Origin of the sequence: Streptomyces hamibioticus (assembly GCF_047946815.1) — a bacterium.
Taxonomy (GTDB): domain Bacteria; phylum Actinomycetota; class Actinomycetes; order Streptomycetales; family Streptomycetaceae; genus Streptomyces.
The window spans coordinates 681,393-697,175 of record NZ_JBKKQY010000001.1; the positions used below are offsets into that span (position 1 = coordinate 681,393).

The window sequence follows — 15,783 nt, forward strand, 5'->3', positions numbered from 1 at the left end:
GGTCACCTCCCGGGGCCGCTGTCGACCCGCCGTTTCAGCGGCTCCCACCAGGCGCGGTGGTCGCGGTACCAGGCGACGGTCGCGGCGAGCCCGGCGGCGAAGTCCTGGCGCGGGCGGTAGCCCAGTTCGTCGCGGGCCTTGCTCCAGTCGACCGAGTAGCGCAGGTCGTGGCCCTTGCGGTCCTCGACGTGGTCGACGCGCTCCCAGCCGGCGCCGCAGGCCCGGAGGAGCAGGCCGGTCAGCTCCCGGTTGGTCAGCTCGGTGCCGCCGCCGATGTTGTACACCTCGCCGGCCCGGCCCCGGGTGCGCACCAGCTCGATGCCGCGGCAGTGGTCGTCGACGTGCAGCCAGTCGCGGACGTTGAGTCCCTCGCCGTACAGCGGCACCCGGCGACCGTCGAGCAGGTGGGTGACGAAGAGCGGGACGATTTTCTCGGGGAACTGGTGCGGGCCGTAGTTGTTGGAGCACCGGGTGATCCGCACGTCCAGGCCGTGGGTGCGGTGCTGGGCGAGGGCGAGCAGGTCGGCGGAGGCCTTGGAGGCGGCGTACGGCGAGCTGGGGCGCAGCGGCCACTCCTCGTCGGCCGAGCCGGAGCCGACCGGGCCATATACCTCGTCGGTGGAGATGTGCACGAAGGTGCGCACGCCGTGGCGGACGGCCGCGTCCAGCAGGGTCTGGGTACCCACGACGTTGGTGCGGGCGAAGTCGGCGGCCGTGCGGATCGAGCGGTCGACGTGCGACTCGGCGGCGAAGTGCACCACCTCGTCCGTCCCGGCCATCGCCTTGTCGACCCGCTCGGCGTCGCAGATGTCGCCGTGGATGAACTCCAGCCTCGGATGGCCGGGCCCCAGGTTGTCGAGGGTGCCCGCGTACGTGAGCTTGTCCAGCACCGTGATGCGCGGCGCCGCCGGCGGGCCGGAGGCGAGCAGCATCCTGACGTAGCGGGAGCCTATGAAACCGGCACCGCCGGTGACCAGGAGGTTCATGCTCCGATCCTCCCTGCACCGGCGTGGCGGTGGCCCGCGGGGGTCAGTCCTCGCCGCGGACGATGTTCGGCTCCGGCTCCGGCCGGGCCGTGCGCGGGGCGCTGCCGTCCTCGACGGCCGGGACCCAGGTCCGCAGAACGCTCTTGCCGCGCAGTCGGCGGGCCTCGGACCAGCCCGTCTCCGGGCGGCGTGCGACGGGTTTCTCACTGGCGTCCGTGATCACGGAACTCATCTTCCTTCTGTTTCCAGCTCGGTTGTCGGTCCCCGCACGCGCGGTCCCTCGTGCCGCGCGGACGACCGGGTTCCCGGGCGGCGTCCCCGTCAAACGCCGCCCGGGGATCTCAGGTGTTGGGCCGGGCCACGCTGATGTCGCCCAGCGCCGACTCCGGGTCGCGCTCCATGGCCGTGTCGCCCAGGGAGACGATGCCCACGGGGTGCTGCTCCTCGTCGACGACCGGGATGCGGCGCACGGCGTGCTCGCGCATCAGCCGGATCGCGTGGTCCAGGTCCTCGTCGGGCCGCACGGTCACCACGTCGTCGCTGCAGGCGCCGGCCACCGTGATCTGGTCCACGTCGCCGCCGTCCGCGAGGGAGCGGATGACCAGGTCGCGGTCGGTGACCAGGCCGCGCAGCTCGTCGCCGTCGGTCACCAGGACGGCGCCGAGGTCCTGGTCGCGCATGATGCGGGCGACCGCGTGCACCGACGTCTGCGGTTCGACGGTCACCGGGTCGCCGGTCATGATGTCGCGCACGTACTGGGTCATGGCGTACCTCCCTCACGGGTCCTCGTCAGGTTCACCTGCCGGGTAACCCGGCGGCGCGGCATGTCACCTGCCCGTCGCCGGGCCGTTCAGCCGTCCAGCGGGATCTCGCTCCAGACCTGCTTGCCGCCGCTGACCGGCAGCGTCCCCCACGCCGCGGACACCGCCTCGACGAGGAGGATGCCCCGGCCGCCGGTGGCCTCCCAGCCGATGCTCGTCGGCTTGGCGGGGCTGCGCGGCGAGGCGTCGGCGACGGCGATCCGCATCCGGCCGCCGACCAGGGTCAGGTCCAGGCGGACCTTGCCGTCGGTGTGCACGAGCGCGTTGGTGACCAGTTCGGACACGACCAGCAGGACGGTGTCGACGTCGTCCGCGGGTACGCCCCAGGTGCGCAGGGTGCGGCGGGTGAAGCGGCGGGCGTGGGACACGGCCTCGGGGACCCGCCAGACCGTCCAGCTCTCGCGCAGCGGCCGCAGGGTCATGCCGTCGTAGCGCACCAGCAGCAGGGCGACGTCGTCGCTGCGGCGGGCGTTGCCGAGGAGGGCGTCGGCGACGAGTCCCGGGTGGCCGGGGTCGCAGGCGGCGAGCGTGTGGGCGAACCGGTCCATGCCCTCGTCGATGTCGGCGTCGGCGGACTCGACCAGGCCGTCGGTGGTCAGGGCGAGCAGCGTGCCGGGCTGGAGCCTGAGCGGGCTCATCGGGAAGTCGGCCTGGGCGAGCACGCCGAGCGGCGGGCCGCCCTCCGCCTCCGCGATCTCCGTGCGGCCGTCCGGGTGGCGCAGCACCGGCGGCAGATGTCCGGCCCGCACGCACCAGGCGAAGCCCTCCTCCATGTCGAGTTCGACGTAGGCGCAGGTGGCGAAGAGGTCGGTCTCCATGTCCGCCAGCAGCCGGTTGGCGTGGGAGACCACCACGTCCGGCGGGTGGCCCTCGACGGCGTAGGCGCGCAGGGCGGTGCGCATCTGGCCCATCAGGGTGGCGGCGCCGGCGCTGTGGCCCTGGACGTCGCCGATGATCAGGGCGACGTGGTTGTCGGGCAGCGGGATCACGTCGTACCAGTCGCCGCCCAGCTCCAGCCCGGCCGTGCTGGGCAGGTAGCGGGCGACGGCCACCGCGCCGGGCAGCCTGGGCAGGCGGCGGGGCAGCAGCTGGCGCTGGAGCATGCCGACGAGTTCGTGCTCGGCGTCGAAAGCGTGCGCGCGCAGCAGGGCCTGCCCGGCCAGACCGGCGGAGGCGGTGAGCAGGGCGCGTTCGTCGGGGCCGAAGTCGTGCGGGCCGTCCCAGCCGATCAGACAGACGCCGGTCATGCGTCCGCCGGCGGGCAGCGGGAGGACGGCGAGGCCGCCGGGTCCGACGTCGGCGAGGGCGGGTTCCAGGCCGCCGGTGCCGGCCGGCCAGATCCGGGCGCGGCCCTCGCGCAGCGCGGCGGCGAGCGTCGGCATGGCCCGCACCGGCGCGTCGGGCCACTCGGTGCGCCACTCCAGCCGCCACAGCTCGGGCCAGGCATCGGGCTCGGGCGGGTCCAGGACGGTGACGACGAGCCGGTCGTTCTCCAGCTCGGCCAGCGCGATCCGGTCGGCGCGCAGCGGTGCGCGCAGCGCGGCGACCACGGCGTGGCTGACGTCGCGGACGGTGCTCGCGGTGGCCAGCGCGGCGGCCAGGCGCTGCACCCGGGCCACGTCGGTGACGTCGGGCCGCAGGGTGGAGGCGTCGGCGACGGTGCCGACCAGCCGGGCCGGCCGTCCCTCCCCGCCGGGCAGCAGCCGTCCGCGCAGCCGGAGCCACCTCGGCGGTCCGTCGGGCCGCAGCACCCGGAACTCCAGCACCCGGTCGCCGATGGACATGTGGTCGGGCTCCACCACGGACATCAGCGAGGGCAGGTCCTCCGGCACGGCCAGGCCGAGCAGGGTCTCCACCCTGCCGTCGAAGCCGGCCGGGCCGAGGCCGAACAGGCGCAGGACGTCGTCGCCGACCTCGACCCGGCCGGTGTCCATGGCGAGGCCGAACGCGTCCGGCGGCAGCTCCGCGCCCTCGGCGGCCACGCCCGGGGCGGGCCAGGTGACGGCCTCGGCGATCAGCTCCAGGCAGCCGCGGTCGTCGGGGTCGAAGCCGCCCGGGTGCTCGGTGACGGCGAGCAGGCAGCCGCCGTCCCCGGGCACCGGCAGCGCCGCCAGGAAGAAGCCGCCCGACGGCACGCGTCGCGACTCCGCGCTGCCGGCGAGTTCGTCGGGGCACAGCCACACCGGGCTCTTGGTACGGCGGGCCTCGGCGACCGGGGAACCGCCCGACGCGGTGTAGACGTCCCGCACGCCGTACAGCCTGCGCGGCACGCCGGCGGACTCCACCAGGCACAGCAGCTCGCGGTCCTGGCCCGGCGCGTAGACGGCGGCGAAGGCGGCACCGGCGAAGACGAGGGCCTGTTCGAGGGTGCGGCGCGTCCGCTCGGCGGCGTCCGGACCGGACGTGACCGCCCTGAGGACGGCCTCGGCGCGCAGCGGTCTCGCTCCTCGCTCCGCAGCGCCCTCACCGACCACGCCGCCATTACAGCGCGTATGGGACGACTGCGCAGCCCCTGCGGCGTCCGGCGGGTCCGGCGGCGCCCGGGGATTCGAAGGCAATCGAACATGTCTTGACGCATGAGTTGCGCATGGTCTCCTCGTGACATGCGTGACTGTCGGGGGCCGCCGGTCGGCTGGAAGGCTCGTAGTCGCCCAGGGAGGGGGACACGCATGGACAAGCGGTACGAGGTGTACGCGCTCGCCGACCGGCACTTCTACGAGACGCCGGACCGGCCGGCCGGCGAGGGGCCGGACGCCGGTTCGAGGCGGCCCGCCGCGCGGTGCCGGACGGCTGGGAGGCGGCGCGCACCGGGGACTGGCTGACCATGACACCGCTCGGTCCGGACGGGGACCCGCTGCCGGGCCCGGCTCAGGGCTGGAAGATCCACGCCTCGGCCACACGGCGGTCGGGCAGGCGCCCGAGGAGATCATGCGCAGCACCGACCGGATGCTCATCGACCTCGACAGCGAGCTGTTCGCCAGTTGTCTGTACCTGCGGCTCGATCCGGCGCAGAGGTGCGCCGTGATGGCCCGTGCCGGCCACCCGCCGCCGCTGCTGCGCCGGCCCGACGGGCGGGTACGCGTGCTGGACCTGGCCGGCGGTCCGGCTGCTGGGCATCGACGCCGCCGCCGGGTACCCGACCACGCGGGTCGACCTGCCTCCCGGTTCGCTGCTCGCCCTGTACACCGACGGCCTGGTGGAGTCCCCCGGGGGTGGACTTCGAGGAGGCCCTCGCCGCCCTGGGCCGGCGACTGGGCGAGGCCGGGGACCTGCCGCTGGACGCGCTCGCCGACCGCCTGGTCCAGCACGTGGCGGACGCGGAGGAGCGGCTCGACGACATCGCGCTACTGCTGCTCCGGGCGCGGGCCGTGTGACACGGCCGCCTCCCCCGGCACGGTGGTCCGGCCCTCCCCCGGAGGGCCGGACCTGTCCACGGGGCCGGTGACAGGTGCGGGTGCCGGGGCGGCGCCCAGCCCTCGTGTGGAGAGCGCGAACGTGGTGTGCGCGAACCTGGTGTGCGCGACCGGGCACCGAGCCGAGAGCCGGTCACCGGCGTGAGTACCGCACCGGGGTGGCGTGCGGGTGCGGGCGGCGCCCGGTCCGCCCCCGCCGTCAGTGGGTCTGCGCCAGGCCGGTGTCGTCACCCGCGTCGGCCCCGTCACCGCCGGCCTGCTCGCCGCCCGCCTGCTCGCCCGCGTCACCGGCACCGGCCGCGCCGCCGGTGCCGAGCGTGGCGCCGACCGCCTCCAGCGCGGTGGTGACCGGCTGGAAGAACGTCTCGCCGCCGACGGTGCAGTCGCCGCTGCCACCGGAGGTCAGGCCGATCGCGAGGCCGTCCTGGGTGAACAGCGAGCCGCCGCTGTCCCCGGGCTCGGCGCACACGTCGGTCTGGATGAGACCGGTGACGGTGCCCTCCGGATAGTTCACGGTGGCGTCGAGCCCCAGCACCCGCCCGTCGTCGAGCCCGGTGGTGCTGCCCATCCGGAACACCTGCTGGCCGACCGTGGCCTCGGCGGCCCCGGTGATCGGGACCCTCTGGTCGCCGAGGTCGACCTCACTGGGCGCCTCGGTGGCCGGGTCGTCGTAGGTCACGAGCCCGAAGTCGCCCTCGCCGGGGAAGACCGACTGCTCGACGGTGCCGATCGGCGCACCGCCCTGCGCGTCCGACCACTGCCGGGCCGCGGCCGTGCAGTGCCCGGCGGTCAGGAAGGCCGGGGAGCCGTCGCTCGCGGTGACGTTGAAGCCGAGGGAGCAGCGGGCGCCGCCGCCGAAGACGGCGTCGCCGCCGGAGACGAACGTCTTGAAGGTGCCGGCGGACTTCTTGATGGTGGCCATGCCGGTGCCGAGTTCCCGGACGGTGGACTCCAGCTGGTCCCACCTGGCGCCGGTGACGGTGGAGTCGGCGGTCACCAGGAGCTTGTTGGTGCGCGGGTCGATGGCCCATGAGGTGCCCGGGATGGTCGCCCCGGACTTCAGGGTCTGCGCGCCGGCCTTCAGTTCGGCCATGCTGTTGTCGACCTCGCGGACCTGTGCGCCCGCCTTCTTGGCCTGCACGATCACCTGGTTGTTGTCGCCGGGTACGACGTTGACCACGAGCTGCCGGTCGGCGGCGTCGTAGTAGGAACCGGCGAAGGCGTCGCCGAGCAGGCCGGCGAGCTGCGAGGCGAGATCCGAGGCGTCCACCGCCTTCAGCGTCCGCGGCGCCGTGGCGGTGTCCTCCGTGGCGCCGTGCTGCGAGGCGCCGGCCTGGGGGAGCAGGATCGCGGCCGCGCCGAGCGCCACCACGCCGCCCGCCGCGATCGCGGCCCTGCGCTTCGGAATTCGCTTGTGACTCAACCTTCTCGACCTCCTGGGACGGGGTCCGTGCCGCCGGTCGGCGGCAATTCGGGGCGCCTGGCTGGCTGTTGGTACGCACGGGCCGGGTGGGGCGTTCAATCCGACCCTCGCCGCACCAGTCGTAATCGATCGATCACGGTCTGTTCCGAGCACGGAACGGAATCCTGGCTTCAGCGAATCTGCACATCGAATGCCCAACCCGGTCACCGGCGTCGACGGATCTGCACACGCCCCGGCCGCCGCGCACGCCTTTGGGGCGGGAGTGCCGGATTCGCCGCCGCGCGGGCAAGGGGCCGGACGGGCCGATGCCGCACGGCATGTGAAGAAGTCGCCACGAAGGCGTGCCCAGTCCTGCACGGTTGGTTGCCTGGGCGACGCAAGTGCCCAGGTGGGAGGGGATGGTTGATTGGAAGGGCGATGCCGCCGCGTGCTTTGATCCATCGCACCGCGGGGGCCGCGGACGGCTCCGGAGACGGGCACCCGGCGCCCGCGGCCGCGGCCGTCATCTGTCCCCAGAGGGGGCCGCTCCCCCCTTGTGAAATGGCTATACGAAGGGAAGTTCCATCATGAACTCCACCCCCCAGGTCGAGACCGTCGAGATCTCCGACGCCGAGCTGGACAACGTCTCCGGCGGTCTCTCCGTGAACGCCGTGGGCACCGTCACCGGCGCCCTGGACGACGTTGCCCCGGTCTCCGGTCTGGTGAACACCGCCGTCGGCACCGTGGAGGGCGTCACCGGCCTGAACACCGCTCCGGTCACCAACCTGGTCGCCGGTCTCTGATCGCACCGTCGTGCCGCTGAAGTCCCGGGGTCGCCTGACGGCTCCGGGACTTTCGGCCGTTTCCCTTCGGAACCCTCTGGACCGTCTGCCGTGCAGTTCCGCCAACAGGCCCTCGCCAAGCTCCAGTCGCCGGAGGAGCTGGATCTCCCCGTGCGCTTCGCCCGCCCCCAGGGCTGGCTGGTGCTGTCCATGACCGTGCTCGCGATGGCCGCCGCGTCCGTGTGGGCGGTGACCGGTTCGGTGACCTCCACGATCGGCGCGCCTGCCATCCTCACGCACGGGCAGGGCAGTTACCTCCTGCAGAGCCCCGTCGCCGGGCAGGTCACCGCCGTGCTCGCGAAGCAGGGCCAGCGGCTGCCCGCCGACGCCCCGGTGCTGAAGGTCCGTACCGCCGAGGGCGAGACCGTCGTCCGCACGGTCGACGCGGGCCGGGTCAGCGCGCTCGCCGCGACCGTCGGCCAGATCGTGCGGACCGGCGCGAACGTCGCCGCCGTGGAGAAGGTCGCCGACGCCGACGCCCCGCTGTACGCCACGGTGTACGTGCCCGCCGAGAGCGCCGCGTCGATTCCGCCGCACGCCTCCGTGGACCTGACCGTGCAGTCGGTGCCCAGCCAGGAGTACGGCGTGCTGCACGGCGAGGTGAAGTCGGTGGACCGCACGGCGCAGTCGGCGCAGCAGATCGCCGCGTTCCTCGGCGACCAGCAGCTCGGCGAGCAGTTCACCGAGGGGGGCAGGCCGGTGGCGGTGACCGTCGAGCTGGCGACGTCGGACACCGAGAGCGGGTACGCGTGGTCGACCGCGGACGGGCCGCCGTTCGCGCTGTCCTCGATGACCCTGGCCACCGGCTCGATCCGGCTGGCCGAACAGCGCCCCCTCGACTGGCTGCTGCCGTGAGCACCGCACGGGAGACCCGGGGCAGACGCCGCGCCGCCCCGCCGAAGCGCACCGTCCCGAAGTCCCGGGCCAGGGCGGTCCGCACGCCCACCGTGCTCCAGATGGAGGCGGTCGAGTGCGGCGCCGCCTCCCTCGCCATGGTGCTCGGCCACTACGGCCGGCACGTCCCGCTGGAGGAACTGCGCATCGCCTGCGGTGTCTCCCGCGACGGCTCCCGCGCCAGCAATCTGCTGAAGGCGGCCCGGAGCTACGGCCTGACCGCCAAGGGCATGCAGATGGACCTGGCCGCACTCGCCGGGGTGACGGCGCCGGCCATCCTCTTCTGGGAGTTCAACCACTACGTCGTCTACGACGGCATGGGCCGCCGCTTCGGCCGCCGCGGGGTGTTCGTCAACGACCCCGGCAAGGGCCGCCGGTTCGTGCCGCTGGAGGACTTCGACGGCTCCTTCACCGGCGTCGTCCTCACCATGGAGCCCGGCGAGGACTTCACCCGGGGCGGGCGCAAGCCGGGCGTGCTCGGCGCGATGCCGGCCCGGCTGCGCGGCACGGCGGGCACCATGCCGGCCGCGATGCTGGCGAGCCTGCTGCTGGTGCTGGTCGGCGCGGCGGTGCCCGCGCTCAGCCGCACCTACATCGACATGTTCCTGATCGGGGGGCAGACCTCGCTGCTGGGCGTGCTGTTCGCGTCGATGGCGGCGTGCGTGCTGCTCACGGTCGTGCTGACCTGGCTGCAACAGGCGAACCTGCTGCACGGCAGGCTGATCTCCTCCACCCTGTCCAGTGCCCGCTTCCTGCGCCATCTGCTGCGGCTGCCGGTGACGTTCTTCAGCCAGCGCAGCCCCGCCGACCTGGTGCAGCGGCTGCAGTCCAACGACGCCGTGGCCGAGACGCTGGCCCGTGACCTGGCGGCGGCGGGCGTGGACGCCGTGGTCGTCGTGCTCTACGCGCTGCTGCTGTACACCTACGACCCGCAGCTCACCTTCGTCGGCATCGGCGTGGCGCTGCTGAACATCGTGGCGATGCGGGTCGTCGTCCGGCTGCGGGCGACCCGTACGGCGAAGCTGCGCGCGGACACCGCCCGGCTGACCAACACGGCGTACACCGGCCTGCAGCTGATCGAGACGATGAAGGCGACCGGCGGCGAGGACGGCTACTTCCGCAAGTGGGCGGGCCAGCACGCGACGACGCTGGAGGAGCAGCAGCGGCTCGGGGTGCCGACGGCCTGGCTGGGCGTGGTCGCACCGACACTCGCGACGCTGAACAGCGCGCTGATCCTGTGGATCGGCGGGATGCGGGCGGTGGAGGGCCATATCTCCGTCGGTCTGCTCGTCGCCTTCCAGGCGCTGGTGGCCCGCTTCACCGCCCCGCTGACCCGGCTGAACGGTGTCGCGGGCCGCATCCAGGACTTCGCGGCCGACGTGGCCCGGCTGAAGGACGTGGAGAACTTCCGCGCCGATCCGCTCTACGGCCGCCCCGGCGCCGGTGACTCCACCCGCCGCCTGCACGGCCACGTCGAGCTGCAGAACGTCTCCTTCGGCTACAACCCGCTCGACAAGCCGCTGCTCACCGGCTTCGACCTGACCGTCGGCCCCGGGCAGCAGGTGGCGCTGGTCGGCGGCTCCGGCAGCGGCAAGTCCACCGTGTCCCGGCTGATCTCGGGCCTGTACGCGCCGTGGGAGGGCGTGATCCACATCGACGGGCAGCGCCTGGAGGACATTCCGCGCGGGGCACTGGCGGCCTCGGTGTCCTTCGTCGACCAGGAACTGTTCCTGTTCGAGGGCACCGTCCGGGACAACGTGGCGCTGTGGGACCCGTCCGTCCCGGACGACGCCGTGGTCGACGCCCTGCGCGACGCGGCGCTCCACGACGTGGTCATGCGCCGTCCCGGCGGCATCCACAGCCGGGTCGAGCAGGACGGCCGGAACTTCTCCGGCGGGCAGCGCCAGCGGCTGGAGATCGCCCGGGCGCTGGTGCGCCGGCCCAGCATCCTCGTCCTCGACGAGGTGACCAGCGCCCTGGACGCGGAGACCGAGCTGGTGGTGATGGACAACCTGCGCAGGCGAGGCTGCGCCTGTGTGGTGATCGCGCACCGGCTGAGCACCGTGCGGGACAGCGACGAGATCGTCGTGCTCGAACACGGCACGGTCGTGGAGCGCGGGCGGCACGAGGAGCTGGTGGCGCGCGGCGGCGCGTACGCGGCGCTGGTCAGGGAGCGGTGAGATGACCTCCGTACACGAAGGGGGCGCCCTGCCCGGGCAGGGCTCCGTACCCGAGGGCGACCTCGTCCTCGGTGCGCTCGGCGCGCTCGGCACGCCGGTCGACTGCGCCGGGTTCAGCCGCCTGGACCTGGAGGGTCCGCAGGTGCTGTGGCTGGTGGCGTCGGGCGCGGTGGACCTGTTCGCGGTGGACGCCGCGCAGCAGGGCCACTGGCACCACCTCGGCCGGCTGGAGGCGGGCTCGCTGCTGCTCGGCCCGGTCACCGGCCCCCAGCACACGCTGGTCGCCCGGCCGTTGCGGGACTGCGTGGTACACCGCATCGGGCTGCGCGAGCTGTACCAGCCGGCGAGCACGCAGACGTGGTCGTACGACGCGTACGGCAACCCCCAGTACGTGCCGCCGACGACGAGCCCGCTGGAGTACGCCCTCGCGCTGGGCGTCGGACGCAGCCTGTCCATCCTGTTCCAGGCGCCGATGGCGACCGAGGGGGCGGCGGCGCCCGGGGACGACGACGACGTGTTCTGGATGCAGGTGCCGCCGGGCAGCGTGCAGTACGGCTCGCTGTACGGCGCCGAGGCCGCCGCCGACCTGCTGATGGACCCGGCGCTGTGGCAGAGCATGGTCGACCAGCAGTACCGCCTGCTGACCACGCTGGACCGCTGGATCGAGCAGCTGGAGCAGACCCACGAGACCCGCACCGCGGCCGGTATCAGGGCCGGCGAGGCGGTGCGCGCCCAGGCCGACCGGACGCTGCTGGCGTCCATCGGGAAGCGGCCGGACCGGCGGTCGACGGGCGCCGACGCGGACGCCACCTACGCGGCCTGCAAGCTGGTCGCGCAGGCGGCCGGGATCGCGCTCGCGGAGCCCGCGCAGAGCGCCACGGAGAGCGACCGGCTCGACCCGGTGGAGCGGATCGCGCTGGCCTCCCGGCTGCGCACCCGGGCGGTGCGCCTGGACGGCCGCTGGTGGCGGGAGAACGTCGGCCCGCTGGTCGGTCACCGGGCGCTGTCCGGGGCGCCGGTGGCACTGCTGTGGCGGCGCGGCGGCTATGTGGCCGTGCATCCGTCGACCGGCCGGGAGACTCCGGTGGAGAAGGCGAACGCCGGGGAGTTCGAGCCGCGAGCGGTGATGTTCTACCGGCCGCTGCCCGAGCGGCGGCTCGGTCCGCTGCGGCTGTTGCGGTTCTGTCTGCGGGGCACCCGCGGTGATCTGACGAACCTGCTGCTGAGCGGGTTGGTGACGGTGGCGATCGGGGCGCTGGTGCCGATCGCCACCGGCAAGGTGCTCGGCGAGTTCGTGCCGACGGCGCAGACCGGGCTGATCGTTCAGGTCTGCCTGGCGGTGATGCTCAGCAGCGTGGTGGCGGCGGCCTTCATGCTGTTGCAGAACCTGACCATCCTGCGTCTGGAGGGCCGGATCGAGGCCACGCTCCAGCCCGCGGTGTGGGACCGGCTGCTGCGGTTGCCGACGAGGTTCTTCACCGAGCGGTCCACCGGCGAGCTGGCGAGCGCGGCCATGGGCATCAGCCAGATCCGCCGGCTGCTGGCCGGGGTCGGCCCGACGGTGGCCCAGTCGGTGACGGTCGGGGCGATGAACCTGGGTCTGCTGCTGTGGTTCAGCGTGCCGATGGCGCTCGCGGCGATCGGCATGCTGGTCGTCGTCGCCGGTGTGTTCCTCGGGCTCGGGCTGTGGCAGGTGCGCTGGCAGCGACGGCTGGTGGTGCTCACCAACAAGCTGAACAACCAGGCGTTCCAGACGCTGCGCGGCCTGCCCAAGCTGCGGGTGGCGGCGGCGGAGAACTACGCGTACGCGGCCTGGGCGGAGCGGTTCGCGCGCGGCCGTGAGCTCCAGCAGCGGGTGGGGCGGATCAAGAACCTCAACGCGGTGCTCGGCGCGGTCTACCTGCCGCTGTGCACCCTGCTGATGTTCATGCTGCTGGCGGGCCCGGCGCGCGGGTCGATGTCGGCGGCGGCGTTCCTGACCTTCAACACCTCGGTGACCATGCTGCTGACCTCGGTCACCCAGCTGACCGGCGCGTTCGTCTCGGCGGTGGCCGCGCTGCCGCTGTTCGAGCAGATCAAGCCGGTGCTGGAGGCGACCCCCGAGGTGCGCACGGCGAGCACCCGGCCAGGGCCGCTGTCCGGGGCGATCGAGGCGCGGCGGCTGGCGTTCCGGTACACCGACGACGGTCCGCTGGTGCTGGACGACGTGTCGTTCGAGGTGCGGCCGGGCGAGTTCGTGGCCGTGGTCGGGCCCAGCGGCTGCGGCAAGTCGACGCTGCTCAGGCTGCTCATCGGCTTCGACCGCCCGCTGTCCGGCAGCGTCCTGTACGACGGGCAGGACCTGGCGGCGCTGGACCAGTCGGCGGTGCGCCGGCAGTGCGGGGTGGTGCTCCAGCACGCGCAGCCGTTCACCGGCTCGATCCTGGACGTGATCTGCGGCACCGAGCCGTACACGCCGGAGGAGGCGATGGCGGCGGCGGAGCTGGCGGGGCTCGCCGAGGACATCCGGCGGATGCCGATGGGGCTGCACACCATCGTCGCGGGCAACGGGGCGATCTCCGGCGGTCAGCGGCAGCGGCTGATGATCGCCCAGGCGCTGATCCGCAGGCCGCGCATCCTGTTCTTCGACGAGGCGACCAGCGCCCTCGACAACGAGACGCAGCGCACGGTGATCGAGTCGACGAAGGCCCTCAACGCCACCCGGGTCGTCATCGCGCACCGGCTGTCGACGGTGCTGGACGCCGACCGGGTGATCGTGATGGAGGACGGCAGGATCACCGAGCAGGGCCCGCCCGCGCAGCTGCTCGCGGACACCGGGGGCCGACTGCACGGGCTGGTGCGCCGGCAGATGGCCTGAGACCGGCCGTTGCCGGGGCGGATGTCGGCCCCTGAGCCCGCACAGCCGTTGATCCGGCCCGCAATTGGGTACTTGCCGCAGCATGCGGATCAGCGTGGTGGATGTGGGATCGAACACGGTCCGGCTGGTGGTGGCGGACGCGGACGGCGGAGTGCCGCTGCCGGTGCACACCGCGAAGTGGCGGCTGCGGTTGTCGGAGCAGGTCAAGCCGGGGTCGCCCATCCCCGAGGAGGCCGTCGAGCGGCTGGCCGAGGCGGTGGCCGACGCGAGCCGGACGGCGGACCGCTGGGGCGCGGCCCCTCCCCTGGCCTTCGCGACGGCCGTGGTGCGGGCCGCCCCGAACCGCCCCGAGGTGCTGCGCACCGTGCGCGCCCGCACGGGGGTGGACCTGTGCACCCTGCCGGGCGAGGTGGAGGCCGAGCTGACGTTCCTCGGGGCCCGGCGCTGGATGGGCTGGCGGGCGGGGCCGCTCGCCCTGCTGGACATCGGCGGCGGCTCGCTGGAGGTCGCCTTCGGCCGCGGCCGGCTGCCCGACTTCGTGGCCTCGCTGCCGCTGGGGGCGGGCCGGCTCACCCACGAGTTCTTCGGCGACGACGATCCCCCGCCGCCGGAACAGGTGCGGGCGCTGCGCCGCCGGGTCCGCCACCAGCTGCGGGACGTCGCGGCGCGGATCCGCTGGGAGGGCCCGCGGACGGCCGTGGCCACCTCCCGCACCTTCCAGCAGCTGGGCCGGCTGTGCGGGGCCGCGCCCGGCCGTCACGGGCCCTTCGTGCAGCGGGAGTTGCACTGCGCCGATCTGCGCGAGGCGATCGACCGGCTGGCCGCCCTGCCCGCCGCCGAGCGTGCCCGGCTGCCCGGCATCTCCGCGCCGCGGGCCGCCCAGAGCCTCGCCGGAGCGGTGGTCGGGCACACGGCGATGAAGCTGACCGGTCTGCAGACCGTGACGATCTGCCCCTGGGCGATCCGTGAGGGCGTCCTGCTGCGGCACATCGAGGACGGCCCGTCCTGGTGGGCGGAGGTCACCCGCCGCCACGACGACGCCGCTCCCCCGGCCCCGGTGCCCCTGCGCATAGCGACCACCGGGAAGTGAGCAGGCCGACACCGAACGAGACCGACCGACACCGAACGAGAGAGAGGCATCCGTGTCCGACAACGACGACCGCAAGCACCAGGAACCCGAGACGGCCATCGACGAGGTCCTGCGGGAGATCCGGGACTCCGAGCCCCGCGAGGCGGAGTCGGACGAGCAGGACCCGCGCCGCGGCGAGGGCGGAGACGCCACCTCGCCGAACGTCGGAGCCCAGGAGCAGTCCGGCAGGGAGTGACGGGTGGTCCCGGGTACCCGGGACGCATGGAACACCAGGAACACGAGGAACACGACCACGCAGGACCACAGCTGCCGCCCGCCCGGGGCCCGCTCTCCGCGGCCGTCGCGGATTACCTGCGGGGCCCGGGACCACTGCCCGCCCCCGAGTCCGTCGCCGCCGCCCCCGCGTACGGCGACGACCTCCAGCTCGCCCTCTACCTGTGCTACGAGCTGCACTACCGCGGCTTCGCCGGGGTTTCCCCCGGCCGCGAATGGGACCCCGAGCTGCTGCGCACCCGGGCGGCGCTGGAGGACCGCTTCCTGTCCGCGCTCCGCGCCGACGTGCCGGTCCACGACGGCGTCGAGGACGCCCTCGGCGACCTGCTCGTCGAGCCGGTCGACGGCACGGGCGTGTCCTTCTTCCTGCGCGACGAGGGCGAGCTGTGGCAGCTGCGGGAGTACGCCGCCCAGCGATCGCTGTACCACCTCAAGGAGGCCGACCCGCACGCCTGGGTGCTGCCCCGGCTGTGGGGCCGCGCGAAGGCGGGGATGGCGGCGGTGGAGTTCGACGAGTACGGCGGCGGCCGCGCCGACCGGGTGCACGCCCGGCTGTTCGCCGACCTGATGACGGACCTGGGGCTGGACACCACGTACGGGCGGTACCTGGAGGCGACCGGGGCGGAGTGCCTGGCCACGGTGAACCTGATGTCCCTGTTCGGTCTGCACCGCCGGCTGCGAGGCGCTCTGGTGGGCCATTTCGCGGCGGTGGAGATCACCTCGTCGCCGGGTTCCCGCAGGCTCGCCGAGGCGATGCGCCGCACCGGCGCCGGGCCGGCCGCCGAGCACTTCTACGACGAGCACGTGGAGGCGGACGCGGTGCACGAGCAGGTCGTGCGCCACGAGGTGATCGGCGGCCTGCTGGAGGAGGAGCCGCACCTCGCGCCCGACGTGGTGTTCGGGCTGGACGCCACCGGCTTCGTCGAGGACCGCTTCGGCGCCCGGCTGCTGGAGGACTGGCGGGCCGGCCGCTCGTCGCTGCGCACACCGCTGCCGGAGCCCGCCGCCACACCGTCCTGACCAGG

The 15,783-nt window shown here is 73.8% G+C and carries 12 protein-coding genes and 2 pseudogenes; 9 read left to right on the forward strand and 5 right to left on the reverse strand.

The window, feature by feature from the left end; translation table 11 throughout:
• Positions 1-2 precede the first annotated feature (2 nt).
• The 4 genes from rfbB to ACLGIH_RS03125 form a co-directional block, all read right to left on the reverse strand.
• Positions 3-986 carry a dTDP-glucose 4,6-dehydratase gene (gene rfbB / locus ACLGIH_RS03110; RefSeq protein WP_416523660.1) on the reverse strand — a complete coding sequence of 328 codons (984 nt, stop codon included), beginning with the start codon at positions 984-986 and terminating at the stop codon, positions 3-5.
• A 43-nt stretch (positions 987-1,029) separates the two neighbouring features.
• A complete protein-coding gene (locus tag ACLGIH_RS03115; RefSeq protein WP_416523661.1) occupies positions 1,030-1,218 on the reverse strand; it encodes a hypothetical protein in 189 nt (62 codons plus the stop codon).
• Between the two features lie 109 nt (positions 1,219-1,327).
• Positions 1,328-1,750, reverse strand: coding sequence for a CBS domain-containing protein (locus ACLGIH_RS03120; RefSeq protein WP_416523662.1), 423 nt, complete (start codon positions 1,748-1,750; stop codon positions 1,328-1,330).
• An 86-nt stretch (positions 1,751-1,836) separates the two neighbouring features.
• Positions 1,837-4,281 (reverse strand): SpoIIE family protein phosphatase, encoded by a 2,445-nt coding sequence (locus ACLGIH_RS03125; RefSeq protein WP_416523663.1) that lies wholly within the window; start codon positions 4,279-4,281, stop codon positions 1,837-1,839.
• A gap of 195 nt (positions 4,282-4,476) precedes the next feature.
• Between ACLGIH_RS03125 and ACLGIH_RS03130 the strand changes: the two are divergent.
• Together ACLGIH_RS03130 and ACLGIH_RS03135 are read left to right on the forward strand one after the other, a co-directional pair.
• Positions 4,477-4,724, forward strand: a pseudogene (locus tag ACLGIH_RS03130) (class III lanthionine synthetase LanKC N-terminal domain-containing protein); the annotation flags it as partial.
• Positions 4,706-5,181, forward strand: a pseudogene (locus tag ACLGIH_RS03135) (PP2C family protein-serine/threonine phosphatase); the annotation flags it as partial. The pseudogenes ACLGIH_RS03130 and ACLGIH_RS03135, both read left to right, overlap by 19 nt.
• A gap of 238 nt (positions 5,182-5,419) precedes the next feature.
• Here ACLGIH_RS03135 and ACLGIH_RS03140 read toward each other — a convergent pair.
• On the reverse strand, positions 5,420-6,643 hold the full coding sequence (locus tag ACLGIH_RS03140; RefSeq protein ID WP_416523664.1) for a S1 family peptidase: 1,224 nt from the start codon (positions 6,641-6,643) through the stop codon (positions 5,420-5,422).
• A 566-nt stretch (positions 6,644-7,209) separates the two neighbouring features.
• Here ACLGIH_RS03140 and ACLGIH_RS03145 point away from each other — a divergent pair.
• From ACLGIH_RS03145 to ACLGIH_RS03175, 7 genes are all read left to right on the forward strand, one after another.
• Entirely contained in the window at positions 7,210-7,425 is a 216-nt protein-coding gene (locus ACLGIH_RS03145; protein WP_416523665.1) for a type A2 lantipeptide, read from the forward strand.
• A gap of 90 nt (positions 7,426-7,515) precedes the next feature.
• Positions 7,516-8,319 carry an HlyD family efflux transporter periplasmic adaptor subunit gene (locus tag ACLGIH_RS03150; protein ID WP_416523666.1) on the forward strand — a complete coding sequence of 268 codons (804 nt, stop codon included), beginning with the start codon at positions 7,516-7,518 and terminating at the stop codon, positions 8,317-8,319.
• A complete protein-coding gene (locus tag ACLGIH_RS03155; RefSeq protein WP_416523667.1) occupies positions 8,316-10,538 on the forward strand; it encodes an NHLP family bacteriocin export ABC transporter peptidase/permease/ATPase subunit in 2,223 nt (740 codons plus the stop codon). Before ACLGIH_RS03150 ends, ACLGIH_RS03155 begins: the two co-directional genes overlap by 4 nt.
• 1 nt (position 10,539) lies before the next feature.
• On the forward strand, positions 10,540-13,395 hold the full coding sequence (locus ACLGIH_RS03160; RefSeq protein WP_416523668.1) for an NHLP bacteriocin export ABC transporter permease/ATPase subunit: 2,856 nt from the start codon (positions 10,540-10,542) through the stop codon (positions 13,393-13,395).
• A gap of 82 nt (positions 13,396-13,477) precedes the next feature.
• On the forward strand, positions 13,478-14,485 hold the full coding sequence (locus ACLGIH_RS03165; RefSeq protein ID WP_416523669.1) for a Ppx/GppA family phosphatase: 1,008 nt from the start codon (positions 13,478-13,480) through the stop codon (positions 14,483-14,485).
• Positions 14,486-14,537: 52 nt separating this feature from the next.
• A complete protein-coding gene (locus tag ACLGIH_RS03170) occupies positions 14,538-14,720 on the forward strand; it encodes a hypothetical protein (protein WP_416523670.1) in 183 nt (60 codons plus the stop codon).
• A gap of 26 nt (positions 14,721-14,746) precedes the next feature.
• Entirely contained in the window at positions 14,747-15,778 is a 1,032-nt protein-coding gene (locus ACLGIH_RS03175; RefSeq protein WP_416523671.1) for an iron-containing redox enzyme family protein, read from the forward strand.
• Positions 15,779-15,783 lie beyond the last annotated feature (5 nt).